18 protein-coding genes and 2 pseudogenes are annotated in these 24934 nt (G+C 67.7%); 15 read left to right on the top strand and 5 right to left on the bottom strand.

Translation table 11 applies throughout. The features are described 5' to 3' along the window. Positions 1-69 precede the first annotated feature (69 nt). The 3 genes from EV691_RS16260 (at position 70) to EV691_RS16250 (ending at position 3133) form a co-directional block, all read left to right on the top strand. Positions 70-1218, top strand: coding sequence for a pyridoxal phosphate-dependent aminotransferase (locus EV691_RS16260; RefSeq protein WP_131298430.1), 1149 nt, complete (start codon positions 70-72; stop codon positions 1216-1218). Positions 1219-1296: 78 nt separating this feature from the next. Further along, a complete protein-coding gene (locus EV691_RS16255) occupies positions 1297-2091 on the top strand; it encodes an amidohydrolase (RefSeq protein ID WP_131298428.1) in 795 nt (264 codons plus the stop codon). 136 nt (positions 2092-2227) lie between these two features. Then, positions 2228-3133, top strand: coding sequence for a DUF6279 family lipoprotein (locus tag EV691_RS16250; protein WP_207390192.1), 906 nt, complete (start codon positions 2228-2230; stop codon positions 3131-3133). Between the two features lie 5 nt (positions 3134-3138). Here the strand turns inward: EV691_RS16250 and EV691_RS16245 are convergent, their stop codons facing one another. Next, complete coding sequence (locus EV691_RS16245) at positions 3139-3348, bottom strand: hypothetical protein (protein ID WP_131298426.1); 210 nt, start codon at positions 3346-3348, stop codon at positions 3139-3141. Positions 3349-3425: 77 nt separating this feature from the next. Between EV691_RS16245 and EV691_RS16240 the strand changes: the two genes are divergently transcribed. Next, positions 3426-3959 (top strand): flavin reductase family protein, encoded by a 534-nt coding sequence (locus EV691_RS16240; protein ID WP_131298424.1) that lies wholly within the window; start codon positions 3426-3428, stop codon positions 3957-3959. Here EV691_RS16240 and EV691_RS16235 read toward each other — a convergent pair. The 3 genes from EV691_RS16235 to leuA form a co-directional block, all read right to left on the bottom strand. Continuing rightward, complete coding sequence (locus tag EV691_RS16235; RefSeq protein ID WP_131298422.1) at positions 3933-4568, bottom strand: DUF2238 domain-containing protein; 636 nt, start codon at positions 4566-4568, stop codon at positions 3933-3935. The two genes, EV691_RS16240 and EV691_RS16235, sit on opposite strands and share 27 nt — an antisense overlap. 81 nt (positions 4569-4649) lie before the next feature. Continuing rightward, positions 4650-5345 carry an endonuclease gene (locus EV691_RS16230; RefSeq protein ID WP_131298420.1) on the bottom strand — a complete coding sequence of 232 codons (696 nt, stop codon included), beginning with the start codon at positions 5343-5345 and terminating at the stop codon, positions 4650-4652. Positions 5346-5580: 235 nt separating this feature from the next. Beyond that, complete coding sequence (leuA, locus tag EV691_RS16225) at positions 5581-7254, bottom strand: 2-isopropylmalate synthase (RefSeq protein WP_131298418.1); 1674 nt, start codon at positions 7252-7254, stop codon at positions 5581-5583. Between the two features lie 336 nt (positions 7255-7590). Here leuA and EV691_RS16220 point away from each other — a divergent pair. The 8 genes and pseudogenes from EV691_RS16220 to EV691_RS16190 all read left to right on the top strand — a co-directional run bounded on the left by EV691_RS16220 (position 7591) and on the right by EV691_RS16190 (position 18815). Next, positions 7591-7901 (top strand): annotated as a pseudogene (locus EV691_RS16220) (DUF2946 family protein). Positions 7902-8028: 127 nt separating this feature from the next. Continuing rightward, positions 8029-10179 (top strand): TonB-dependent copper receptor, encoded by a 2151-nt coding sequence (locus EV691_RS16215; protein ID WP_131298416.1) that lies wholly within the window; start codon positions 8029-8031, stop codon positions 10177-10179. Between the two features lie 410 nt (positions 10180-10589). Next, positions 10590-11951, top strand: a complete 1362-nt coding sequence (locus EV691_RS16210; RefSeq protein ID WP_131254812.1) for an OprD family porin — start codon at positions 10590-10592, stop codon at positions 11949-11951. Between the two features lie 185 nt (positions 11952-12136). Then, complete coding sequence (locus EV691_RS16205; RefSeq protein WP_131298414.1) at positions 12137-14539, top strand: membrane-bound PQQ-dependent dehydrogenase, glucose/quinate/shikimate family; 2403 nt, start codon at positions 12137-12139, stop codon at positions 14537-14539. A 234-nt stretch (positions 14540-14773) separates the two neighbouring features. After that, a complete protein-coding gene (locus EV691_RS23390) occupies positions 14774-14923 on the top strand; it encodes a hypothetical protein (RefSeq protein WP_165496538.1) in 150 nt (49 codons plus the stop codon). A 134-nt stretch (positions 14924-15057) separates the two neighbouring features. Next, the gene (locus tag EV691_RS16200) at positions 15058-15315 is read left to right on the top strand and encodes a hypothetical protein (protein ID WP_089168975.1); all 258 of its coding nucleotides are present in this window, start codon (positions 15058-15060) and stop codon (positions 15313-15315) included. Between the two features lie 155 nt (positions 15316-15470). Then, a pseudogene (locus EV691_RS16195) lies at positions 15471-16802 on the top strand (ferredoxin reductase family protein). Positions 16803-17456: 654 nt separating this feature from the next. Beyond that, positions 17457-18815: an OprD family porin gene (locus EV691_RS16190; protein ID WP_131298412.1), complete on the top strand. Its 1359-nt coding sequence runs from the start codon at positions 17457-17459 to the stop codon at positions 18813-18815. Positions 18816-18900: 85 nt separating this feature from the next. On the opposite strand, the gene EV691_RS16185 is transcribed toward EV691_RS16190, so the two are convergent. After that, positions 18901-20037: a glycerol dehydrogenase gene (locus EV691_RS16185; RefSeq protein ID WP_242672526.1), complete on the bottom strand. Its 1137-nt coding sequence runs from the start codon at positions 20035-20037 to the stop codon at positions 18901-18903. Positions 20038-20305: 268 nt separating this feature from the next. On the opposite strand from EV691_RS16185, the gene EV691_RS16180 reads away from it, so the two are divergent. From EV691_RS16180 to EV691_RS23610, 3 genes are all read left to right on the top strand, one after another. Beyond that, positions 20306-23008 carry a winged helix-turn-helix domain-containing protein gene (locus EV691_RS16180; protein WP_131298408.1) on the top strand — a complete coding sequence of 901 codons (2703 nt, stop codon included), beginning with the start codon at positions 20306-20308 and terminating at the stop codon, positions 23006-23008. 479 nt (positions 23009-23487) lie between these two features. Further along, positions 23488-24300, top strand: coding sequence for an FkbM family methyltransferase (locus tag EV691_RS16175; protein ID WP_131298406.1), 813 nt, complete (start codon positions 23488-23490; stop codon positions 24298-24300). 55 nt (positions 24301-24355) lie between these two features. Further along, the gene (locus EV691_RS23610) at positions 24356-24763 is read left to right on the top strand and encodes a hypothetical protein (RefSeq protein WP_207390191.1); all 408 of its coding nucleotides are present in this window, start codon (positions 24356-24358) and stop codon (positions 24761-24763) included. The last annotated feature ends 171 nt before the right edge of the window (positions 24764-24934 follow it).

Here is a 24934-nt window from a genome sequence, read left to right as displayed (position 1 = left end):
TGCTGTCGCCGGGGCGCGGATCGGCTATTCTCGCGGCTTCGCCCGTCGCTTGTCCGTGAAATCAGGCCCATGATCCAGAGCAAACTGCCCAACGTCGGCACCACCATCTTCACCACCATGTCCCAGCTCGCCGCGCAGACCGGCGCCATCAACCTGTCCCAGGGGTTCCCGGATTTCGACGGTCCGCAGGCGCTGCGCGAGGCGGTCGGCCGCCACGTCATGGCCGGCCACAACCAGTACGCGCCGATGATCGGCCTGCCGGCGCTGCGCGAGCAGGTCGCGCAGAAGATCGCCCGCAGCTACGGCCGCCAGGTGGACATGGACAGCGAGATCACCATCACCCCCGGCGCCACCGAGGCGATCTTCTGCGCGGTGCAGGCGCTGGTCCGCCCGGGCGACGAGGTGATCGTCTTCGACCCCTGCTACGACAGCTACGAGCCCTCGGTGGAACTGGCGGGCGGGCGCTGCGTGCACGTGCCGCTGGCCCTGCCGGACTTCTCCATCGACTGGCAGCGCCTGGCCGACGCCCTCAGCCCGCGCACCCGGCTGATCATCCTCAACAGCCCGCACAATCCCAGCGGCGCGCTGATCTCCCGCAGCGAACTGGACCAACTGGCCAGGCTGATCCGCGGCTTCGACATCTACCTGATCAGCGACGAGGTCTACGAACACCTGGTCTACGACGGCGTGCAGCACGCCAGCGTGCTGGCTCACGAGGAACTCTACGCGCGCGCCTGCGTGGTCAGCTCGTTCGGCAAGACCTACCACGTCACCGGCTGGAAGACCGGCTATGTGGTGGCGCCGCCGGCATTGAGCATGGAGCTGCGCAAGGTCCACCAGTTCGTCACCTTCTGCGGCATCACCCCGCTGCAGTGGGCGCTGGCCGACTACATGGCCGCCCATCCCGAGCATGTCGACGAACTGCCGGCCTTCTACCAGGCCAAGCGCGACCTGTTCTGCGACCTGCTCAAGGGCTCGCGCTTCACCTTCAAGCGCACCCCCGGCACCTACTTCCAACTGGCCGACTACTCGGCGATCCGCGACGACCTCGACGACGTGGAGATGTCCCTGTGGCTGACCCGCGAGCACAGCGTGGCGACCATCCCGGTGTCGGTGTTCTACCAGACCCCGCCGGCCGGCCTGCGCCTGGTGCGCTTCTGCTTCGCCAAGCGCGAGGAGACCCTGCGCCAGGCCGCCGAGAAGCTGTGCCGGGTGTGACCCGCAGGGCGGATAACCGCGCAGCGTTATCCAGCCCCAACGCCTGCCCGACGACCAAGGAATTGTGGAGACTTTGCCATGCGTGACCTGAGCACCTTGCCCGACCTCAAGCTGGCCCTGGTGCAGACCGCCCCGGTTTGGCAGGACCCGGCCGCCAACCACGCCCACTTCGGCAGACTGCTGGAGCAGGCCGCCGGCGCCGACCTAGTGATCCTGCCGGAGATGTTCGGCACCGGCTTTTCCATGGACGCCGCGGCGCTGGCCGAGGAAGAGGACGGCCCGAGCCGTGCCTGGCTGCTGGAGCAGGCCGCACGGCTGGAGGCGGTGGTGGTCGGCAGCGTCATCACCCGCGCCGCGGACGGCAGCTACCGCAACCGCCTGTACTGGGCGCGTCCGGACGGCAGCTGCGCGCACTACGACAAGCGCCACCTGTTCCGCATGGCCGGCGAGCACGAGCACTACGCCGCCGGCGATACGCGCGTGCTGCTCGAACTCAAGGGCTGGCACGTGCGCCCGCTGGTCTGCTACGACCTGCGCTTTCCGGTGTGGAGCCGCGATCCGCACGACACCGACCTCCTGCTCTACATCGCCAGCTGGCCGGCGGCCCGGCGCAACGCCTGGAACCGCCTGCTGCCGGCGCGCGGCATCGAGAACCTCTGTTATGTGGCGGCGGTCAACCGCGTCGGCGCCGACGGCAACGGCTACCCGCACGCCGGCGACAGCCAGGTGCTCGACTTCCAGGGCGAACCGCTGCTGGCGCCGGGCGAGGCCGACGGCGTGTTCCACGTCACGCTCTCGGCCCAGGCGCTGGCCAAGTACCGCACGCGCTTTCCGGCCTGGCGCGATGCGGATGCGTTCGAGCTGAAGGACTGAGCGACCCGAGAGGAGCCTCCGCCCGCCTGCCCCTCGACGGCGCAGCCGGTCTTGCTACGGTTGGATAAGGCGCCGCCCGGTCCGCGACGGGCTGGCCGGCGCCACGGACCGATCCTCCCGCAGCGAGGTAGCGCTCGTGCCCCCTGGACTTTCTGCGCCGTGGCGTCGGCCGGCGTGCCGGATCGCGGTTCTCCTGCTGTCGGTAGCGCTGCTTGCCGGTTGTTCCTTCGGCCTCGTCTACGGCCAGCTGCACCGGCTGCTGCCCTGGTACATCGACGATTACGTCAGCCTGGACCGCGACCAGCGGACCCTGCTCGACGTGCGCCTGGCCGAGCGCCTTGCCTGGCACTGCCGCACCCAGCTCGTTCCCTATGCCACCCTGTTGCGCGGGCTGGAAGGCGACCTGCGCAGCGGCGCCGTCACGCCGGCCCGCCTCGAGACCCATCTCGGGCAGGCCGAAAGCCTCCTGCGCGAGCTGCTGGCGGCGATCCTGCCGGATGCGCGCCTGCTGCTCGCCCGGCTCGACGACGAACAGCTCGCCGAGCTGGGCGAAGCCTTCCGGCGCCGCAACCGCGAGCTGCGCAAGGAGTTCCTCGCCGGCACGCCGGCCGAGCGGGAGGCGGAGCAGATCGCGCGCATGGAGAAGCGCCTGCGTCGCTGGTTCGGCCGCCTGAGCGAGGAGCAGCGCGCGCTCGTCGCGCGCTGGAGCGAGGCCTTGCAGCCCGCTACGGTGGAGTGGCTGGCCAACCGCGAGCGCTGGCAGGCCCGGCTGCTGGCGGCGCTCGCGCAGCGCCGGGACGCCGCGCGTTTCGAGGCGGGCCTGCGGCCGCTGCTACTCGAGCCCGAGGCCGCCTGGAGCGCCGGCTACCGCGCCCGGCTGGCGCACAACCGGGAGCAGACCCTGATCCTCCTCGCCGCGTTGTTCGACACGGCGACGCCGCGCCAGCGCGCGCATCTCTTCGCCGAGCTGGAGGCCTGGGCCAGGCAGTTCGAGCAACTGGCCTGCACGCCTTCGCCGCTGCTGACGGCCGGGCAGGGCTGAGGGTTTCAGGTTTCCGAGTCCTGCCTGGACGCCTGGCGCTCCTCGCGCACCAGATACGCCTGCTTGTGCCCGCGCCGCTCGTACTCGCGCATCAGCGCCTCGGCCGCGGCTCGTTCGGTGAAGCGGCGCATCTCCACCTCGTTGCCGTTGTCGTCGATGCGGTAGAGGATCCAGCGGCCGGCGCCGGGGGCAGCGTGCGTCGTCGTGTCGTTCAAGAGCGCTTCCTCGCCTGTCACGGGACGGGACTATGGTTGATGGGATAACGCCAGAATTTGCCGTTCCGGAGCGTCCGATGAAAACCCAGCTTCCCCTCGCCGATGTCTACACCCTCCTCGAGCCCGGGCCGGTGCTGCTGCTCAGCACCTCGCATGCCGGTCGGGCCAATGTGATGCCGCTGTCCTGGCATACCATGCTGGAGTTCGAGCCGCCGCTGGTGGGCTGCGTGGTCAGCGCGGCGAACTTTTCCTTCGCCGCGCTGAGCGAGACCGGCCAGTGCGTGCTCAACGTGCCGACCGTGGAGCTGGCCGAGCAGGTGGTCGGCTGCGGCAACTGCTCGGGGCGCGAGCTGGACAAGTTCGCCCGCTTCGGCCTGACCGCCCGGCCGGCCAAGCAGGTGGCGGCGCCGCTGGTGGCCGAGTGCTACGCGAATCTGGAGTGCCGGGTGACCGACCGCCAGCTGGTCGGCAGCTACAACTTCTTCATCCTCCAGGTGGTGGAGGCCTGGCACACCCCGGCGGTGACCGCGCCGCGCACCCTGCATCACCGCGGCTTCGGCCGGTTCATGGTGGCCGGCGAGGAGCTAAGCCTGCCCTCGGCCATGCCTTGAGCGCTCCAGCGCGGCGATCTGCCGGTCCTGCAGGCCGGTGAGGCCAAGCAGCGCGCTGCCGGCGCCGAGCAGCGCCCAGAAGATGTCCGCCTGGGTGTCCCAGGGATCGCCCTGGGTGCCGAGGAACTCGATCGCGCCCTGTCCGGCGATCAGCGCCACCCACCATTCGATCAGCTCGTAGAAGGCGCTGACCGCCAGCGCCACGCACAGCGACAGGAAGGCCAGCATCCGCCCCCTGGCCAGGAAGCCCCCGCGCAGCAGGATCTCCCGGGCGACCAGCGCCGGCACCAGGCCCTGCATGAAGTGGCCGAGCTTGTCGTAGGGGTTGCGGCTCAGCCCGAACAGCTCCTGTACCCAGAATCCCGCCGGCACTCGCGCGTAGGTGTAGGCGCCGCCGAGGATCAGCACCAGGGCATGGGCGGCGATCAGCAGGTAGAGCAGGGAGGTCAGCGGGAAGCGCCCGTAGGTGGCGATCAGCAGCGGCGCGGCGATCAGCACCGGGGCGACTTCCAGCAGCCAGGTGGCCCGGTCGTAGGGCACGATGCCGGAGACCAGCAGGGCGGTCAGGACGACGAGGCCGAGGGAGGCAAGAAGTCGGTTGCGCTGCATGGCGTGGCTCGCCTGGATTGCCGGAGGAGGGCGAGAGTTAGCACCCGGCCGGGCCCCTGGCAAGGGCCCGGCCGGCACAGGCTATTTCTTCGGGCAGCGGCGCAGGTCGACTTCGCCGACCAGCGGGTTGGCGTTGCCCTGCACGCAGGCGATGCGCTGGTTGCGCCAGAGCTCCCATTCGCTCACCGGATACTGGCGGTTCCAGATGTTGTAGAGGCGCTGGTCCTGCTTCGACAGGCGCAGCTGGTAGCGCTGGCTCATGTACAGGTAGATGCGCGCGATGGCGCCGCGGGTGTACTCCGGCGGCATCGCGGTGCGCTGCTTGAAGTCGACCACGAAGGGGCAGGCGCCGTACTGGGTGGGCTTCTCGGTGAGCATGCCGAAGCCGAAGTTGCTGCGGTCGCCGTTCACCTCGCCGACCACCGGCACCAGGTTGTGCAGGTCGGCCTCGGCCTGGCTGAACAGCGGGTCGTTGGCCGTGCAGTTCTTGCGCCCGCCGTCCTGCCAGCACTGGCGCTGGTGGCCGATCACCCAGGCCGGGACGACGTGCTCCCACTCGACGCGGCCGGCGCGGTTGGCATCCTTGCGCGGCTGGTAGCCGCAGCTCTCCAGGTCGATGCGGTTGCCCTTGTAGGCGCACTGGCAATAGAAGTCCACCGGCCGCTCGGCATGGATCTTCCAGGCGATCTTCTTCGCTTCGCGGAAGGTGCGCGGGGCTTCGGCGTGGACCAGGGAGAACGGCAGCAGGAGCAGCAGGAGAAGGATGACGCGGCGCATGGGACTCTCGCAGTTGATGTAGTACGAGCGTCCATGCCGATGCGCCGAATGTTACCCGGTTATGGAAAGAAATCCATGCAGACTGTGATTCGATAGACAGATTCGGCATATGCCGGATGCAGGCCCGGGAGCCGGGGCGGTGTGCCTGGACGGGGGAAGCGGGAAGGGGAATGGCCCCCCGGGTTTTCCCCTCTCCCCGAGCCTCTCCCCGGCGGGGAGAGGGCAGCGCAGGGAATCAGGCCGCGCGGGTCGCTGCCTGCTGGCCGAGGGCGCGGTTGAGGGCGCTGAACAGCGCGCGGATGCTCGCCGTGGTCAGGTTCTCGTCGATGCCCAGGCCGTGCAGCGGGCGCTGGCCGTCGAGGCGCAGCTCGATGTAGGCCGCGGCTCTGGCATTGCTGCCGGCGCCGATGGCGTGTTCGTGGTAGTCCATGATTTCCACTCGGACCGGCAGGCTGGCCACCAAGGCCTCCAGCGGCCCCTTGCCGATGCCGCGCCAGTGGCGGCTCTCGCCGTTGTCGAGGACCTCCACGTCCAGCGCGCAGGTGCCGTTCTCCTCCTGCAGGCGATGGCCTTTCAGGGCGTAGGGCGCATCGGCGCGCAGGTACTCGGCCTCGAGCAGGGCATGGATCTGCGCGGCGCTCATCTCCAGACCCAGGCGGTCGGTTTCCTTCTGCACCACCTGGCTGAATTCGATCTGCATGCGTCGCGGCAGGCTGATGCCGTATTCCTGTTCGAGCAGGTAGGTGATGCCGCCCTTGCCGGACTGGCTGTTGACGCGAATGACGGCTTCATAGCTGCGGCCGATGTCGGCCGGGTCGATCGGCAGATAGGGTACTTCCCAGACGCCGTTCGGGTCCTGTTGGGTAAAGCCTTTGCGGATCGCGTCCTGGTGCGAGCCGGAGAAGGCGGTGTGCACCAGGTCGCCGACGTAGGGATGGCGCGGGTGCACCGGCAGCTGGTTGCATTCCTCGACCACCTTGCGCACCGCGTCGATGTCGGAGAAGTCCAGCTGCGGGTCGACGCCCTGGGTGTAGAGGTTCAGCGCCAGGGTCACCAGATCGACGTTGCCGGTGCGCTCGCCGTTGCCGAACAGGCAGCCCTCGACGCGGTCGGCACCGGCCATCAGGCCCAGCTCGCTGGCCGCCACGCCGGTGCCGCGGTCGTTGTGGGTGTGCAGGCTGACCAGCACGCTGTCGCGGCGGTCGATGTGCCGGCAGAACCATTCGATCTGGTCGGCGTAGACGTTCGGCGTGGCCGCCTCGATGGTCGCCGGCAGGTTGAGGATCAGCCTGTGCTCCGGGGTCGGCTGGAACACCGCGATTACCGCGTTGCACACCTCGACGGCGAACTCGGTCTCGGTGGAGCTGAACACCTCCGGGGAATACTCGAAGCGCCAGGCGGTTTCCGGGCTGGCGTCGGCCAGGCGCTTGATGATCCGCGCGGCGTCGACGGCGATCTCCACCACTCCGGCCTTGTCCTGATTGAAGACGATGCGCCGGAAGCTCGGCGCGGTGGCGTTGTAGTAGTGGACGATGGCCCGCTTGGCGCCCTTGAGCGACTCGAAGGTGCGGGTGATCAGGTCCTCGCGGGCCTGGGTCAGCACCTGGATGGTCACGTCGTCGGGGATGTGGCCTTCCTCGATCAGCTGGCGGACGAAGTCGAAGTCGGTCTGCGAGGCCGAGGGGAAGCCCACCTCGATCTCCTTGACGCCCACCTGCACCAGGGTCTTGAAGAAGCGCAGCTTCTTCACCGCGTCCATCGGCTCGATCAGCGACTGGTTGCCGTCGCGCAGGTCGGAGCTGGCCCAGATCGGCGCCCGGTCGATCACCTGGTCCGGCCAGGTGCGGTCGCGCAGGGCGATCGGCGCGAAGGGGCGGTATTTCTGCGACGGGTCTTTGAGCATGGTCATGGCGTCTCCCTGAGTCTTGCAGGCGCGGACCGGAAAACCGGCGCCGGGCGTCATTCGGTGGGTGCACGCTAGTGTCTCGTCGTTAGTGTTGCAAGCTTTTGCTAAAAATTGGTTTTTACATCCTTAATTATCGATTTATTTGGTTTTATATTGCCATTAATGGCGTAAAGAATCGTTTTTGTTGTTTTTGTCTTTTGCGCTGACCTGTCGCAACCCGGGCGCGCTCCGCTCGTGCGAACATCCCCGCCCTCGCCGGAGGGGCCGGCGGTACGGCAGGGCATCCCGGTGACGCGCAAGGGCAGAACGACAGCAGGAATCTGGCTTGGCCTGTTCGCCATGCTGATGATCCATGTCGGCCCCCTGTATTCTGCCCTGCAGAGCCAGCCGGCGCAGGACGTCGCCCGGCTGCTGGCGTCGCCCACCATCACGCGGCGGCTTCGCACGGCCAGCCCGCCTGGCTGGCGGCCCTGGAGCTGTGCGGCTATTGCGAGCTGCTGACCCTCAATCCGCCGCTGGCCCTGTCCCTCGACCTCGCCCTGCCGTACTACGCGCCGGCCTTCATCCTGCCGCTGCCGGAAAAGCCGCTGCCGGCCGCGCCACGGCGCAGCAGCGGGCATCCGCGCGCACCGCCCGCCTTCCACGCCTGACCGGCTTTTCGGCCGCCTTTCCGTTCGCCTGAAACGCCGTGACCGCTGGCGGGCATCGCCCGTCGCCGTCGCGGCCTGTGCGGACGGTTTCGCGCGCCCACCCGAAACCCGACGACGTGGATACCCGATGAACCGCGACATGCTTTGCCGTGCGGCGCGCCCGCACCTGCCCCAGACCTTTTCCCGCACCCCGTTCCGCCTGTGCCGGATGCCCGCCCGCGCCGCGCTGCTCGGCCTTCTGGTCAGCGGCAGCCTGCCGGCCGCCGAGCCGGAGAGCGAAACCGAGCCCCACGAGATGCCGCCGCTGGTGATCACCGGCGTCGCCCTGCATTCGCCGCTGACCGTGGTGACCGATCCGAAGATCCCCCGCCAGCCGGTGCCGGCCAGCGACGGCGCCGACTACCTGAAGACCATCCCCGGCTTCGCCGCGGTGCGCAACGGCGGGGTCAATGGCGACCCGGTGTTCCGCGGCATGTTCGGCTCGCGGCTCAAGCTGCTGACCAACGGCGGCGAGATGATCGGCGCCTGCCCGAACCGCATGGACTCGCCCAGCTCCTACATATCCCCGGAAAGCTACGACCGCCTGACGGTGACCAAGGGCCCGCAGACGGTGCTCTGGGGACCGGGCGCCTCGGCGGCGACCGTGCGCTTCGAGCGCGACCCGGAACGCTTCGCCACACTCGGCGGGCGCGTCGACGCGAGCTTCCTGGCCGGCTCCAACGGCCGTTTCGACCGGCGCGTCGACGCCGCCGTGGGCGGCGCGCAGGGCTACCTCAGGGTGCTCGCCAACCGCTCGGATGCCGACGACTATCAGAACGGCGACGGCGACACCGTGCCCTCGCGCTGGGACAAGTGGAACACCGATCTGGCGCTGGGCTGGACCCCGGACGCCGATACCCTGCTGGAGCTGACCCTCGGCCGCGGCGACGGCGAGGCGCGCTACGCCGGACGCAGCATGGACGGTAGCCAGTTCGAGCGGGAAAGCCTCGCCCTGCGCTTCGAGAAGGACAACCTCGGCGGGCTGCTGCAGAAGGTCGAGGCGCAGCTCTACTACAACTACGCCGACCACGTGATGGACAACTTCCGCCTGCGCAGCCCGGACCCGGGCGCGGCGATGGCGATGATGCGCTATCCGATGGCCAGCAACGTCGACCGCCGCACCCTCGGCGGGCGGCTGAGCGGCACCTGGCGCTGGGACGACTTCCAGCTGGTCGGCGGGCTGGACGGGCAGACCAGCGAGCATCGCCGCCGGCAGTCCAGCTACGCCATGATGAGCGGCGCCTACACCGACGCCGACAGCTTTCCCTGGGAAACCGATGCCGACTTCCACAACTACGGCGCCTTCGCCGAGCTGACCTGGTACGCCACCGCCGGCTCGCGGCTGATCGGCGGGGCGCGCCTCGACCGCGCCTATGCCGAGGACGAGCGCGACCTTTTGAAGAACAACATGGGCGTCAGCTGGCGCAACCCGACCGCCGGCGAGGAGCGCAGCGAGACCCTGACCAGCGGCTTCCTGCGCTACGAGCGCGACCTCGACGCCGTTCCGGCCACCGCCTACGTCGGCCTTGGCCATAGCGAGCGCTTCCCCGACTACTGGGAACTGTTTTCCGCCACCGCGGTGATGAACGCGCCGACCGCCTTCGAGCAGATCGACCCGGAGAAGACCACCCAGCTGGACTTCGGCATCCAGTACCGGCAGGGACCGCTGGAGGCCTGGGCCTCGGCCTATCTGGGCTGGGTGCGCGACTTCATCCTGTTCGACTACACGACCCTGCCCAGCGGCCATGTGCGCACCACGGCGGACAACATCGACGCGCGCATCATGGGCGCCGAGCTGGGTGCCGGCTACCGCTTCAGTCCGAACTGGAAGGGCGACGCCAGCCTGGCCTGGGCCTGGGGCAAGAACAGCTCGGACGACCGCCCGCTGCCGCAGATCCCGCCGCTGGAGGCGCGCCTGAGCCTCACCTGGGAGCGGGGCGACTGGAGCGCCGGCGGCCTGTGGCGGCTGGTGGCGGCGCAGAACCGGGTGGCCGAGAACCAGGGCAGCATCGTCGCCAAGGACTTCGACGAAAGTCCCGGCTTCGGCGTGTTCTCGGTCAACGGCGCCTGGCGCCTGAACCGGCACTACCGGCTCAGCACCGGGATCGACAATCTGCTCGACAAGACCTACAGCGAGCACCTCAACCTGGCCGGCAACGGCGCCTTCGACCTGCCTGCCGACAGCCGCATCGACGAGCCGGGACGCACCTGGTGGGCGCGGCTGGACATGAGCTTCTGAATCATCCCCGGCAAGGATGTCGCCGTTTCGGCGGCGTCCTTTCATGACCAGGCGCCGACTACCCACCTGGGGGGGAATACCTGGGGGGGGGAGGGGCAGTATTCTTGCCGGGCCGGTCACCGCTTCGCTGTTCCCCGCGGGCCGAGCGCAGAACAAGAACAAGATCGAGAGGAAGGCCGGCACGACCGGCCCGAGGTAGAAACATGGATCGACGATCCCGACCGCAGGCTTGCAGCCACCCCGACTGATCCGCCACGCCCCCCGGCAATCGCGCCAGTCCCGCCCAACCCATCGAAATCCACGTACGACCCGCCGTGCCAATCACCGCGGGACGCGGCACCGCCTTGCCGGTTCGCGGCCCGGACCTGTCCTCGGGATGGTCGTCATGCTCCAGCAACAGGAATGAATCCATGCGCTTCAACAAGAAGAATCCAGCCTGTGCCGCATCCCTGACATTCGTCCTGGCGGTTCCGGCCATCGCTGCCGACGGAGCCGGAGAAGGCTTTCTCGAGGGCTCAACCTTCAAGGTGCTCAACCGCAACATCTACTTCAGCCAGGACTTCCGCAACGGCGACAGCGCCCTCAACCCGCAGACCGGCGAGAAGAAGACCCGCCGCAGCGAATGGGCGCATGGCGTGATCGCCACCTTCGAGTCCGGCTTCACGCCCGGCGTGGTGGGTTTCGGCCTGGACGTGCGCGGCCAGTTCGGGATCAAGCTGGACGGCGGCGACGGCCTGGTCGGCAACGGCATGGCGGGCAACGGCATCGTTCCGCGGCGCGGCTACAACTTCGACGGCAAGCCCAAGGACGAATTCGGCCGGGTCGACGTGGCGCTGAAGATGCGCCTGTTCGATGACACCGAGCTGCGCTACGGCGACGTCCGCCCGCTCACCCCGGTGGTCAACACCAGCGACATCCGTCTGCTGCCGCAGAGCTTTCGCGGCGGCACCGTCATGAACACCTCGATCAAGGGCCTGACCCTGCAGGCCGGCAAGCTGGAGTCCAACGCCGACCGTACCGCCACCGCCCACCGGGGTGACCTGGGCACCGCCTACGGCGGGCGCTTCAAGGAGGCCGACGACTTCGTCTACTTCGGCGCCGATTATCAGCTCAACGACCGGCTGCGCCTGCGCCTGCACCACGGCCGACTCGACAATGTGTGGAACCAGGCGTTCCTCGGCGTCGACTGGAACCAGCCGCTGCGCGAGGGGCTGAAACTGCGGGCCGGCGCCAAGTACTACCGCACCCGCGACACCGGCAAGTCGCTGATGGGCGACATCAACAACGACTCCTGGAGCGCCAACGTCGGCCTCGACGTCGGCGCCCACAGCTTCACCGTGGCGCGCACCCATATCGATGGCGACACGCCGTTCGACTACGTGTGGAACACCTGGGACTTCTACCTGGACTCCTTCTCCCAGTCCTCCGACTTCAACAGCCCCAACGAGCGGGTGTGGATGGCGCGCTACGACTACGACTTCGCCGGCCTCGGCATCCCCGGCCTGAGCTTCACCACCCGCTACATGCGCGGCACCGACATCGACGGCACCAAGGCCGGGCCGCACTACGCCGCCTACCAGAACACCCGCGACGGCCGCCACTGGGAGAACGACATCTGGCTCGGCTACGTGGTGCAGAGTGGCCCGGCCAAGGACCTGAGCTTCCGCATCTGGCACGCCACCCACCGGGTCAGCGGCGACCACGTCGCCGAGGCCAACCTCGACGAACTGCGGCTGATCTTCGAATACCCCCTCGACTTCAGCCTGTTCTGAACAGGCCCTTGCTCCTGCAGGCCCATCCCCTGCAGGAGCTTTTTTGTCCCGGCTGTCCGGCGCCCGTCCCAGGCTTCCGCACTACAGTTATTGGTTGATGGTCAAGCTGCCGGCAGCAGAGCATGCGTTCTCGCCTGCTCTGCTGCCGGCATTTCGCAGTCAACCGGGTGAAGGGGGAGAGGCCGATGCTTACGACGAACACGCCACAACCGTTGCGGGTCAGGCTGACAGGTGCGCTGGCCGCCTTGGCGGGGGCGGCATTGGCGCTCGGCGGCGCTTACCTGGCGCTGCTGGGCGGCTCTTGGTACTACCTGTTCGCCGGCCTCGGCCTGCTGGTCGTGGGGGGCTTGATCCTGGCAAGGCGGCGGCTGGCGATCTGGTTGTATGCCGTGCTGCTGCTCGCCACCTTGGCCTGGACGGTCAATGAGGTCCGCTTCGACTGGTGGCAGCTGTCGACGCGCATCGATCTGTGGTGGGGGCTGGGCCTCTGGCTGCTGCTGCCCTTCGTCAACCGCCATATCGGCGCCCCGCCGAGCTGGCGGGACGGCGCCAGCGCTCTGCTCGGCATCGGTTTGCTGCTCGGCGCGCTGATGGCCGGCTATTCGCTGACCCGGGACTATTCGCGCATCGCCGGCGAATTCGCCGAAGAGCGCATGTCCGGCACGCGCCCGGCGGGGCAGGCCGGCCGCTCGGCGCGCGAGTGGCCGGCATACGGCGGCTCGGACCGCGGCGACCGCTATTCGGCGGCCGACCTGATCACGCCCGGAAACGTCGGGCGGCTGAAGAAGGCCTGGGAGTACCATACCGGCGACGGGCCTCGCGAGGGCGATCCGGACGAATTCACCAATCAGGTCACTCCGCTGAAGATCGGCGACAGCCTGTTCATCTGCACCCCCCACAGCATCGCCATCGCCGTGGATGCCGGCACCGGCGAGGAGCTGTGGCGCTTCGACCCGAACATCAACCGCGAGGCCAAGTACTACCAGCACATGACCTGCCGTGGCCTGGCCTATCACGATGCCGCGGCCTATCCCGGCACCGGCGAGGCCGTCGCCGGTGCCCCCGCACGCTGCGCCCGCAGGCTGTTCCTGCCGACCAATGACGGCACGCTGTTCGCCCTGGATCCCGGCGACGGCCAGCCCTGCCAGACGTTCGGCACGGGCGGCATGATCGACCTGAAGGTAGGGCTGGGCGACGACGCCCGGGGGGTATACCTGCCGACTTCGCCACCGGTGGTGACCGAGAGGCTGGTGATCGTCGGCGGCTCGGTGACCGACAACGGCTCGGTGGACTCCCCCGGCGGGGCGATCCGTGCCTACGACGTGCGTACCGGCGCGCTGGTGTGGAACTGGGATCCGGGCAATCCGGAAGCCACCGAGCCGTTGCCGCCGGGCGGCGCCTATGTGCGCAGCACGCCGAACTCCTGGACCATCGCCACGGCCGACGAGGAACTGGGGCTGGTCTTCATCCCCATGGGCAACCAGACGCCGGACCAGTGGGGGGCGCAGCGCTCGCCGGAAACCGAGCGCTTCACCGCGGCCCTGGTGGCGCTCGACCTGGCCAGCGGCAGGGTGCGCTGGGTGTTCCAGGCCGTGCACCACGACCTCTGGGATCGCGACCTGCCCTCGCAACCCACGCTGGTCGATCTCGACGGTCCGCAGGGCAAGGTGCCGGCGATCATCCAGCCGACCAAGGGCGGCGATCTGTTCGTGCTGGACCGGCGCACCGGCCAGCCCATCGTGCCGGTGCACGAGCGTCCGGTGCCGCAGGGCGCGGTCGAGGGCGATTTCACCGCGCCGACCCAGCCCGCCTCGGCCCTCAGCTACGCCCCGAAGCAGCCGCTGCGCGAGCGCGACATGTGGGGCGCCACGCCGTTCGACCAACTGATCTGCCGCATCCAGTTCCACAGGTTGCGCTACGAGGGGGATTTCACGCCGCCGAGCGAGCAGGGCTCGCTGATCTATCCGGGCAACGTCGGCACCTTCAACTGGCCCTCGGTGGCGGTCGACCCGGAACGGCAGCTGCTGATCGGCGCGCCCAACTATCTGGCCTTCGTCTCGCGGCTGGTCAGGCGCGGCGAGATCGAGGTCAAGGAAGGAGGCAGAGGCGGCAGCGAGCTCGGTCTGCAGCCCAATCTCGGTGCGCCTTACATGGTGTACCTGGGGCCGTTCATGTCGCCGGTGGGCCTGCCCTGCCAGTCGCCACCCTGGGGCTACATCACCGCCGTGGACCTGCGCAGCATGAAGCCGGTGTGGATGCACAAGAACGGTACCAGCCGCGACAACGCGCCCTACATTCCGTTTTCCGTAGGCGTTCCTGCGCTGGGCGGCCCCCTGGTCACCGCCGGTGGCGTGGCCTTTCTCAGCGGCACGCTGGACTACTACCTGCGCGCCTACGATGTGCGCAACGGCGAAGAGCTGTGGAAGGGGCGTCTTCCCGCCGGCGGTCAGGCGACGCCGATAACCTACGTGGCGGAGAAGAGCGGGAAGCAGTTCGTCGTGGTGATGGCCGGCGGGCACGGCTCGTTCGGCACGCGCATCGGCGATTCGCTGGTCGCCTGGACGCTGGAGGACGAGACAGAACGCTAAGGCGTCATCGGGCCGGTGTTCGCTGCTCGTTGCCGCATGTCGGACGCTGCTCCCGTCCGCCGTGCGGACGAGGCGAGCCGGCCTCAGTGCCAATCCCACAGCTTGGGATGACCGGGTTAGCGACATCTTCGGGCTTGCCGATCCGCATTTCCGAGCTACGTTGAAAGAGGAGCATCGCCCGATGCAAGGGAGGGGCGCCCCAGGCAGAGCAAAACTGGATATGGAGATCTAGCAGTGCACAACTTTTATCAGGTCGGAAGTGATGCAATCTCTGGCGAGAAGTATGGATTTCACATCGAGGAGGAAGAGGAAGAAGAGGAGGAGGAGGAGGAGGATCTTTTCTATCCCGACCTCGACTCTATAGCGAAACTCAGTGATAACTAAGCAAGAAGGCCGCTAAATGCGGCCTTCTTGCTGTATGGGCTCTTGTTTGCGCGAGCGCATCCGGGGGCGCTGTCGTCTACCCTGTTTCCAAAGCGTTTCGCTGCATTTCTGGCGGACTGATAGGGAGAGAGGCAATGACGCTTAAAGACCTGGCCGCCCGCTCCCCGAGCTTCGACATGCGCCTGCGCAGCCTGCAGGGCTCCTGGGAGCCGGATTGGGAAAAGCTGAGGATCGACATGGAGGACCGCCCCGCGCTTGTCCGGCAGACGCGGCGGGATTCCGTCCTCTGGCTGTACGGCTACATCGTCGCCCTGGCGGACAAGAAACTGATCGACATGGGCGACGCCGAGCGGATGCAGTGCGAAATCCTGGACCTGAAGGACGCGCTGTAGTCGCGGGCCTGGCGATCCCCGAATCCCATGCCGCCGATGGCGTCGATGGGTGCCCGGATAACGCCGCTTGAGACGATCGGTCGCAGGGTCCTGCGGCATCCCGCTCCCCGTATCATGGAGCTTGGGAACCGCACCCCGCGTCGAGGACCGTCGCCATGAAGAACATCCGCATCGTCTGCCTGGCCCTGTTCGGCGGGCTCAGCCTGCTCTGGCTGCTGGCCGACAACCTGCTCGGGGCGCCCTACGAATTCTTCGCCCTGCGCCGGGCGATGGTGAACTACACCGGCATCCTCGCCGTGGGCGCTATGAGCGTCGGCCTCTTCCTGGCGGTCCGCCCGGCGGTCCTGGAGTCTTTCCTCGGCGGACTGGACAAGGGCTATCGCCTGCACAAATAGCTGGGCATCGCCGCGCTGGCTCTGTCCGTCGTCCACTGGCTGTGGGTCAAGGCGCCGAAGTGGATGGTCGGCTGGGGCTGGCTGGAACGGCCGGTGCGCAAGGCGGCCGGCGGCGAAGAGCTGGGGGCGCTGCTGGGCTTCCTGCGCAGCCAGCGCGGACTGGCCGAGGAACTCGGCGAGTGGGCCTTCTATGCTGCCGTGGCGCTGATCCTGCTGGCGCTGTTCAAGCGCTTTCCCTACCGCTATTTCTTCAAGACCCACCGCCTGCTGGCCGTGGTCTACCTGGTGCTGGTGTTCCACTCGGTGGTCCTGATGAACAGCGCCTACTGGGCCTCGCCGCTCGGCGTCACCATGGCCGTGCTGCTGCTCGCCGGCACCTTGGCCGCCGCCATCTCCCTGCTGCGCCGGATCGGCGGCAGCCGCCGCGCGCTCGGCCACATCGAGGCGTTGGAACTGCACAAGGACAATAGGGTGCTGGGCATCGACATCCGCCTGCAGGACCGCTGGCCCGGCCACCAGGCCGGGCAGTTCGCCTTCGTCACCTTCGATCCGGCCGAGGGGCCGCATCCCTTCACCATCTCCTCCGCCTGGCAGGGCGACGGCCATCTGCGCTTCCACATCAAGGGCATCGGCGACTATACCGAGACCCTGCCGCAGACCCTCACGGTCGGCGATCCGGTCACCGTGGAAGGCCCCTACGGGCGTTTCGACTTCGCCGACGGCAAGCCGCGGCAGATCTGGGTCGCCGGCGGCATCGGCATCACCCCGTTCATCGCCGGCCTGCAGGCCCTGGCCGAGCAGCCGGACGGCCGCAGCATCGATCTGTTCTACAGCACCGCGGCGCCGGACCAGACGTTCATCGAGCGCCTGCAGCAGCTGGCCGGGCAGGCCAGGGTGCGCCTGCACCTGCTGGTCAGCGGCCGCGACGAGCGCCTGACCGGCGAGCGCTTGCGCGAGCAGGTGCCCGACTGGCGCACGGCCGATGTCTGGTTCTGCGGCCCGGCGGGCTTCGGCCGCTCGCTGCGCGAGAGCCTGACCGCCAGCGGCCTGCCGGCGGCGGACTTCCACCAGGAGCTGTTCGAGATGCGCTGACGCAGCGCTGCCCCCGTGTCTTGCGCCGTCCGGAGCCGAGGGCCGGCGTATGAAAACCGGCCGACCGGCCCGGACAGGCGTATGAAGCCGAGCCGGCAGACGCGGACCTATCCGCGCCGTGGTGCCACGCCTGGCCGGCCGTCGCGGGACAGACTGCGGGACCGGAAGGCGGCCGCTGAGACAGGGCGTCTCAAGGCTGTTCCGGCGTGTCCGTCCAAGCGAGACGCAGCGTCTCGCCTGCAGCGCTGCCCGGTCGGCCGGGCCTTCCTGATGACCCTCTCTGCCGCGGGCCTTTGCGCTCGCCGCCAGGACTCTGGCACCGACCTTGCTCTGGCTCAATGGCATGCGCCGCAGGCCTCCCCCGCCGCAGCCAATAACAACAAGCAGAGGTGCGAAATGTCCGAGTCATTCCTTTCCGAATTCTTCCTGTCCGCAAGCGCCGCCCGGGATGCCGGCGGCGGCTCCGGCGGCGTTCCGCGCTAGCCGCAAGCGGCGTCCCGGCCCGAGCCGCCACGCCAGCCGCGTCGGCGCCTCCGCCCAAGGTCTCGATCACAACCTGCCGTGCAGCCACTGCGGGAGGCGGCCGCGCTCTGCCCGTACACCGCCCGGCCGACGCCAGGGATGGTCGTCATGCTCCAGCAACAGGAATGAACCATGCGTCTCGACAACAACAAGAATCCAGCCTGTATCGCCTCCCTGTCCGTCCTTCTGGTCCTGCCGGCCGTGGCCTTCGGCGAGGAGGGCTTTTTCGACGGCTCCAGTTTCACGCTGCTCAACCGCAACTTCTACTTCAGCCAGGATTTTCGCAACGGCGCCAGCGTCACCAACCCGCAGACCGGCGAGAAGAAGGGCCGCCGTACCGAGTGGGCGCACGGCCTGATCGCCACCTTCGAGTCCGGCTTCACCCCCGGCGCGGTGGGTTTCGGCCTGGACGTGCGCGGCCTGTACGGCATCAAGCTGGACGGCGGCGACGGCCTGGTGGGCGACGGCAACGGCGGTCCCGGCCTGATCCCGCGGCGCGGCTACAACTTCGACGGCAAGCCCAAGGACGAATTCGGCAAGGTCGACGTCGAATTGAAGCTGCGCCTGTTCGACGACACCGAACTGCGCTACGGCGACGTCCGGCCCCTCAGCCCGGTGCTCAACACCAGCGACATCCGTCTGCTGCCGCAGAGCTTTCGCGGCACCACGCTCAAGAACACCTCGATCAAGGGCCTGACCCTGCAGGGCGGCAAGCTGGAATCGAGCAGCGACCGTACCGCCACCGCCCACAACGGCGACCTGGGCACCGCCTACGGCGGACGCTTCAAGGAGGCCGACGACTTCGTCTACGGCGGGATCGACTACAACCTCGACGACCGCCTGTTCTTTCGCCTGCACCACGGCCGGCTCGACGACGTCTGGAACCAGTCGGCCTTGTATGCCGACTGGCGGCAGCCGCTGGGGGAGGGCGTGAGCTTCAACGCCGCCTTCCGCTACTACCGCACCCGCGACACCGGCAAGTCGCTGCTCGGCGATCTCGACAACGACTCCTGGAGCCTGCAGGCCGGTGTCAGCGTCGGCGCCCACGCCTTCAGCGTCGCCCACACGCGGATCGACGACGGTTCGCCGTTCGACTACGTTTGGCACACCTGGGACTTCTTCCTGAACACCAACTCCCAGGTCTCCGACTTCAACAACCCCAACGAGCGCGTCTGGCTGTTCCGCTACGACTACGACTTCGCCGCCGTCGGCATTCCCGGCCTGGCGCTGATCGCCCGCTACGTGCGCGGCACCGACATCGACGGGCGCGATGTCGGCCCGGCCTACGCCGCCTACCAGAAGGTGCGCGACGGCCGTCACTGGGAGCGCAACGTCTGGCTCAGCTACGTGGTGCAGAGCGGGCCGGCCAGGGACCTGAGCTTCCGGCTCCTGCAGGCCACCCACCGGGTGAACGGCGACCATACCGCCGAGGCCGACATCGACGAGCTACGGCTGATTCTCGAGTTTCCTCTCGACCTGCGCATGTTCTGAGCAGGCGTTTGCCCCTGTGCTACTGACCGTCTCTGCAGGGGCTTTTTTATTCCGGCGCGGCTGCCCATGGCAGCCGTGCCTCAGTTCAGCCGAAGGCCATCAGAGGCGCGCGGCCGGCAGTTGCCTGCCGGTGGGCCGCGGCCAGGGCATCGGCCTCGCGGATGGCCCGGTAGACGTCGTCCGGCGCGACGGCGAAGGGCATGTTGCCCATGCTGTCGCGCTTCTCGCAGGCCCGTTCCGCCACCCGTCGCCACTGCGCCTCGGCGAAGGCCTTGACGCCGAGATCCTGCAAGGTGAGCGGCAGGCCGACCGCCTGGATGAAGTCGAGTACCGTGGCGATTTCCTCGTCCGGCGCCTGCTCCAGCACCAGTTGGGCGAGCAGGGCGAAGGCCATCTTCTCGCCGTGGCGGGCGTGCTGCAGGGCGGGCACGGCGAGCATGCCGTTGTGGATGGCGTGGGCCGCAGCGCGGCCGCCGCCGTCGGCGCTCACCCCGCTGAGGTAGACGGTCGCCTCCAGCACCGCCTCCACCGCCCGGGTCGAGCGCTGGCGCTCCACATCGAGGCGGGCCTGGACGGCGTTCTCCAGCAGGCTGTCCAGGCACAGCCGGGCGCTGGCCAGGGCGCTGCGCGCGGCGCGGCTCGGCGCCGCGCGTTCGGCCCGCGCCCGGTAGCAGGCGCGCACCTCAAAGTAGGTCGCCAGAGCCTTGCCGATGCCGGCGACGAACAGCCGCGCCGGCGCCGCGGCGAGGATCTCGGTGTCGGCGAGGACCACGTCCGGGCCGCCCGGCAGCAGCATGCAGCGGTCGAACTCGCTGTTCAGGGTGTAGATCAGCGCGCGGGCGGTACAGGCCGCGTCGCTGGAAGCGGTGGTCGGCACGGTCAGCACCGGCAGCCGCTCGTGGCAGGCGACCGCCTTGGCCGTGTCCAGAGTCTTGCCGCCACCGATGCCAACGATCAGCTCGGCCTTGACGCTGCGCACCAGCTCGCGGTTGCGGTTGATCTCGACGCGCGTGCATTCGTGCTGGAACTTGCCGAACACCGCCGTGCCGCGCGCCTCGAACGACGGGCCGGCCTCGGCGATCGCCCGCTCGAGGATGAACTTGTCGCAGAGGACGTAGACGCGGCTGCCGAAGGCCTGCGCATAGCTGCCCAGATCGGCCAGCAGGCCCTTGCCCATGAAGAACTTGCCCGGAGGGCGGATGGAGATTGCGCCGTTCGGCATGATGGATGGCCCTTTTTGTCGGATCTTGTAGGCGGGATGCGCACGCCGGGTCCGGGCCGGGAAAGGCGTTTCTCCAGGCCAGCGGGTGGCCGGGGCTACGGTAGGGAAAGGCCGGGAGTCGGAATAACTACCCGGATGGGGGGCGCGGACGGGTGGGATAGGGCATTATCCTGCACAGGCGACGCGCCGCGCGGCCCCGGCTGCCGTGCAGGTTGCGCCGGAGACAACAAGAACAGGTCGGAACAGACCGGCTTTCGAGGTATGCAAGATGGATCGACGCCAGTCCGAGCGCCGTTTCGCTCCCGTCTACAGCCAGGGCACCTGCGGCCTGCCGCTGATCGCCACCAAGTTCGTCCCGCCGCGCGCGCCCGGCGTGCTGCTGGCCCGCCCGCGCCTGCTGGCGCGTTTCGAGCCGCTGGCCGAGCGCACGCTGGCGCTGGTCTGCGCCGGCGCCGGCTTCGGCAAGACCACACTGCTCGCCCAGTTCCGCAGCCAGCTCCAGGAGTGCGGCCAGGCCGTTGCCTGGCTGAGCCTGGACGAGGGCGACGACGTGCCCGAGTATTTCTGCCATTACCTGCTCGACGCCCTGCTGCCGCTGCACCCCGGCCTCGGCTGGCGGCTGGGCTTTCTCGCCGCAGGATTGCCGTCCATCGACCGCGTGTTCGGCCACCTGATCAACGCCGTGCAGGCGGTCGAGGCACCGCTCTACCTGATCGTCGACGACTACCACACGATCCGCAACCCGGCGATCCACCGCGCCTTCGCCTACCTGCTCGAACACGCGCCGGCCAACTTCCACGTGCTGCTCGGCAGCCGCAGCCTGCCGTCGCTGCCGCTGAGCCGCCTGCGCTCGCGCCACCAGCTGATCGAGATCGACACCAACGACCTACGCTTCAACCTCTGCGAGGCGCGCCACTACTTCACCGACTCCGCCGCCCTGGCCCTGAGCAACGCGCAGACCCAGCGCCTGCTGGAGGTGACCGAGGGCTGGGTCACCGGCATGCAGATGGCCACCCTGTCGCCGTCGATCAAGGACAACCCGGCGCAGGTCATCGACAGCCTGAGCCACGGCGGCCGGCTGGTCGGCCGCTACCTGGAGGACGTGGTGTTCGAGCCGCTGCCGGCGGCGGTCGACGACTTCCTGATGCGCACCTCGATCCTCGACCGCTTCTGCGCCGAGCTGTGCGACGCGGTCACCGGGCGCCACGACGGCCACGCCATGCTCGACTGGATCGAGCGGCACAACCTGTTCGTCGCCGCGCTGGACGACCACGGCCAGTGGTTCCGCTACCACCACCTGTTCGCCGAGACCCTGCAGACCCGCCTGCGCCGGCGCACCGACCTGGACGTCGCCGCGCTGCACGAGCGCGCCGGCAATTGGTTCGCCGGGCAGAGCCTGTGGGCCGAGGCGACCCGCCACGCGCTGGCCGCCGGCAAGGTCGAGAGCGCGCCGGGCCGCGCCGGGCTGGGCGCCCAGTCGCTGGCCGAGCGCGGCGACATCGACACCCTGCTGGGCTGGCTGCAGCAACTGCCGATCACCGCCGACGAGCACCGCATCAGCCTGCAGCTCAACCTCGCCTGGGCGCTGGCCCACCGTTTCCGTTTCGACGAGTCGCGGCGCCTGCTCGGCGAGCTGCGCCGCTGGTTCGCCGTGCATCCGGCGCGCCGCGACCTGCGGGTCAAGCTGGACGCGGTGGCGGCCATCTGCGAGGCCTTCGCCGAGAACGTGCAGACCGGCATCGCCCTGGCCGAGCCGCTGCTGGCGCAGATCCCCTGCGGCGACAGCTGGGTCGACGGCCTGGTCTGCAACGTCCTCAGCTACTGCCACATGGTCCTCGGCCAGCATGATCAGGCGCAGGCCGTGCAGCGCCACACCCTCTATCCGGGCGCGCCCACCGAGAACCTGTTCGTCACCGTCCACCGCGCCTTCATCCTCGGCCAGAGCCACCTGCGCCAGGGCGACCTGCGCACCGCCGAGGCCTGCTTCCTGCAGGCGATGGAATCCGCCGACCGGCTCACCGGGCCGCAGTCCAGCGGCAGCGCCACCCTGGCCGCCTCGCTGGCCGAACTGGCCTACGAGCACGGCGACTGGGAGCGGCTGGATGCGCTGGTCCGCCAGCGCGGCCCGCAGATCGACCGCGTGGTGCCCCTCGACGGCGTGCTGGCGGTCTACCGCGCGCTGTGCCGGCGGGCGCTGGCCGTAGACGACGGCGTGCAGGCGCGCCTGTTGCTCCAGCACGCCCAGGAGATCGCCGCCCAGCGCCGCTGGAACCGCCTGCAGGCGGCGCTGCTCGCCGAACAGGTGCGCCTGCAGCTGCAGCGCGACGACCTGGCCGGTGCCGAGCACATGCTGCGGCGCATCGAGCTGCTGAAGAGCGACGAGGGCGCCATCCCGGGCTGCCGCCACTACGCGCGCATCGCCCGCGCCCGGCTGCTGCTCGCCCAGGGCCTCGGCCTGGCGGCAGCCGACTGCCTGGCCGGGGTGGTGGCCGAGTTCGAGGCGCGCGGCCAGCAGCTCGAAGCCGCACGCCTGCGCCCGTTGTGGGCCATCGCCCTCTGGCAGGGCGACGAGCGCGACGCCGCCGTCGCGGTCCTGCTGCCGGCTCTGCAACTGGGCCAGCGGGAAAACCTGCTGTGCAGCCTGACCGACGCCGGCCGCGCCCTGCTGCCGCTGCTGGGCCGCTGCGCCAGCGTGGAGGCGGGCGCCGGCGACCTCGTGGGCTACATCGCCATCCTGCGCGAACACCTTGGCGGCAACGACTGCGCCGAACCGCCGTTCAGCCTCAGCGAACGGGAAAGCCAGACCCTGCGCCTGGTCGCCGCCGGCCAGTCCAACAAGGAAATCGCCCGCAGCCTGGATATCTCCGTGGAAACGGTGAAATGGCACCTGAAGAACCTCTACGGGAAACTGCAGGTCACCAGCCGGACACGGGCGATGAGCCGGGCGCGGGAGTTGAGTTTGCTGGAGTGAGGGACGAGCTGGCGAGCTGCCGCTCGTCGGCTCGGGCGTAATCTCAAGCGACTTTCTGAGTGTCGCCGCTTGCTGCCCGTTTCTGCGTAGCTATTTTTATACTTCACCTTCGCGGCTTTCGACTTTCTTTCTTGGTTTCATTGGTCAGTAATGATGGGTTCTTGGCGGGTGTTCACTTTCGCTGGCACAGGTGGATGGCGGTAGTGTAACCACTGTTGTCGCAGTGCTTTTAGTAAAAGAGAGCATTCTATAGTGTCGTGAGTTGAAGTTAAGTTGCTGGTGGCCGTCCAAGGGTGTGCCCGCTCTGGCATCGGGAATATGTTATGCGTTCTGCGCCAGGTAGTGTGTTTGCTCACATGATTTTGTGCCGAATAGTAGTTGGTAAGAGACGACTGCTCATTCGGACACGCATTCCCGCTTGGTAAGGCGGTGCGTGGGGTGATTCTTATTAGGCGGAAAACTCAAAGGCGAGATAAAGCATGGCAAGTGTAAAGGAAATGATCGCTCCCGTTGTTCCTGAAAGGCTTAAGATGGTAATTCGGCCTTGGTATCGAGCACTTCAAGGGTCTGCTCATGAAGGGCCGCCGGATAGGCCGGCGGGGCTGGCTATCGGCTCTTTTGGAGGATTTGAGCTTGCGTATCGAAAGGGAACTGCGGATGAAGAAGTTATTAAGCACAGCTTTGATGATGACATTTTCTTCGCAGGGGTTCCAGAGTATCAACCAGGCGCAGCTGATGTAATTATTGATATCGGTGCTCACATTGGTACCTTCTCTCTGCTGGCAGCATCCAAAGTGAAGCATGGCAAGGTCTATGCAATTGAGGCCAGTGAGGAATCCTTTAGCCTGTTGCGAATTAATGTTGCCCTGAACCAATGTGCCAATATTTCAGTCCATCACTTGGCCATGGCGGACAGAGATGGCACCTGTACGCTTTACCACGATATTGGCAATTGGGGGCATTCCACTGTCAAGAAGCTCTCCAAATCGAGTGAAATTGTAGAGTCCTGCTCCTTGTCCAGTTTCCTGGAAAAAAACAGGATTGAGGAGTGCCAGTTCATGAAGCTGAACTGCGAGGGTGGGGAGTTTCCTATTTTATTGAGTTCCTCAAACAGTGTTCTGCAGCGATTCGGCACCATTCTTGTTTTGTATCACTGTGACTTGTGGGGAAAGAATACGGCGGATGACTTGGTTCGCCATTTGGAGTCCAGTGGTTTCAATTGTGTCGTACGGAATCGATCAAAAATGCGCGGCTGGATTATCGCGACAAGAGCGGCGAAAACAATGCATTGAAAATAAAGCGATTGAAGCGGATTTAATACGCCCGTCCCCTTGCGCGAGTCTCCCGATGAAGCAGTCCTTCTCCACCGATGCCAAGTATGCTGGCAAGCGCAAGCAGACCCGCCGCGAGCGCTTCCTGCTCGCGGCTAAAAGGGAAAGGGGGACAGATTTATTTTTCGAATACCTTCTTTCAGCCCAGGCTTGCGGTCTGGCAGATGGAAGGCCGCTTGCCCTAGCCCGGACAGCGCAGCAGATCGACGCGCATCGGGATGACGAAGCGTGCTCCCTCGGGTCCTATGAAGCCCTCGAATCTTTCGCGCACGGTCTGCAGCAGTTCCGGACTCAGGCGGTGCAGCGTGTGGGTGACGCCGATGATGCGGCGCTCGAACTCGGCGAAGTCTGCGAAGTGACGGTGGGTGTTGAAGAAATATTGTCCCGCCAGTTCCAGCACGCCCTGTTCGACCGCATTGCGTAGCGCGGCGAAGGCGGCTTCGCGAACCGCTTTCTCATCGTGGAACAGGCGCACCACTTCATTGAATTCGCCGGCATAGTCTTACTGTGTCATAAAGCTAGACGTTCATCTGCTCGCTATTTTTCCGTCCGCAGCACGGACAGCGATCAAGACGGCTCGCCAGCCGCTGGGCGA

The sequence above is a fragment of the Azotobacter chroococcum genome (assembly GCF_004339665.1).
Taxonomy (GTDB): Bacteria; Pseudomonadota; Gammaproteobacteria; order Pseudomonadales; family Pseudomonadaceae; genus Azotobacter; species Azotobacter chroococcum.
Note: the sequence above shows the minus strand (reverse complement) of the source record. Positions and strands in the feature narration are given on the sequence as shown.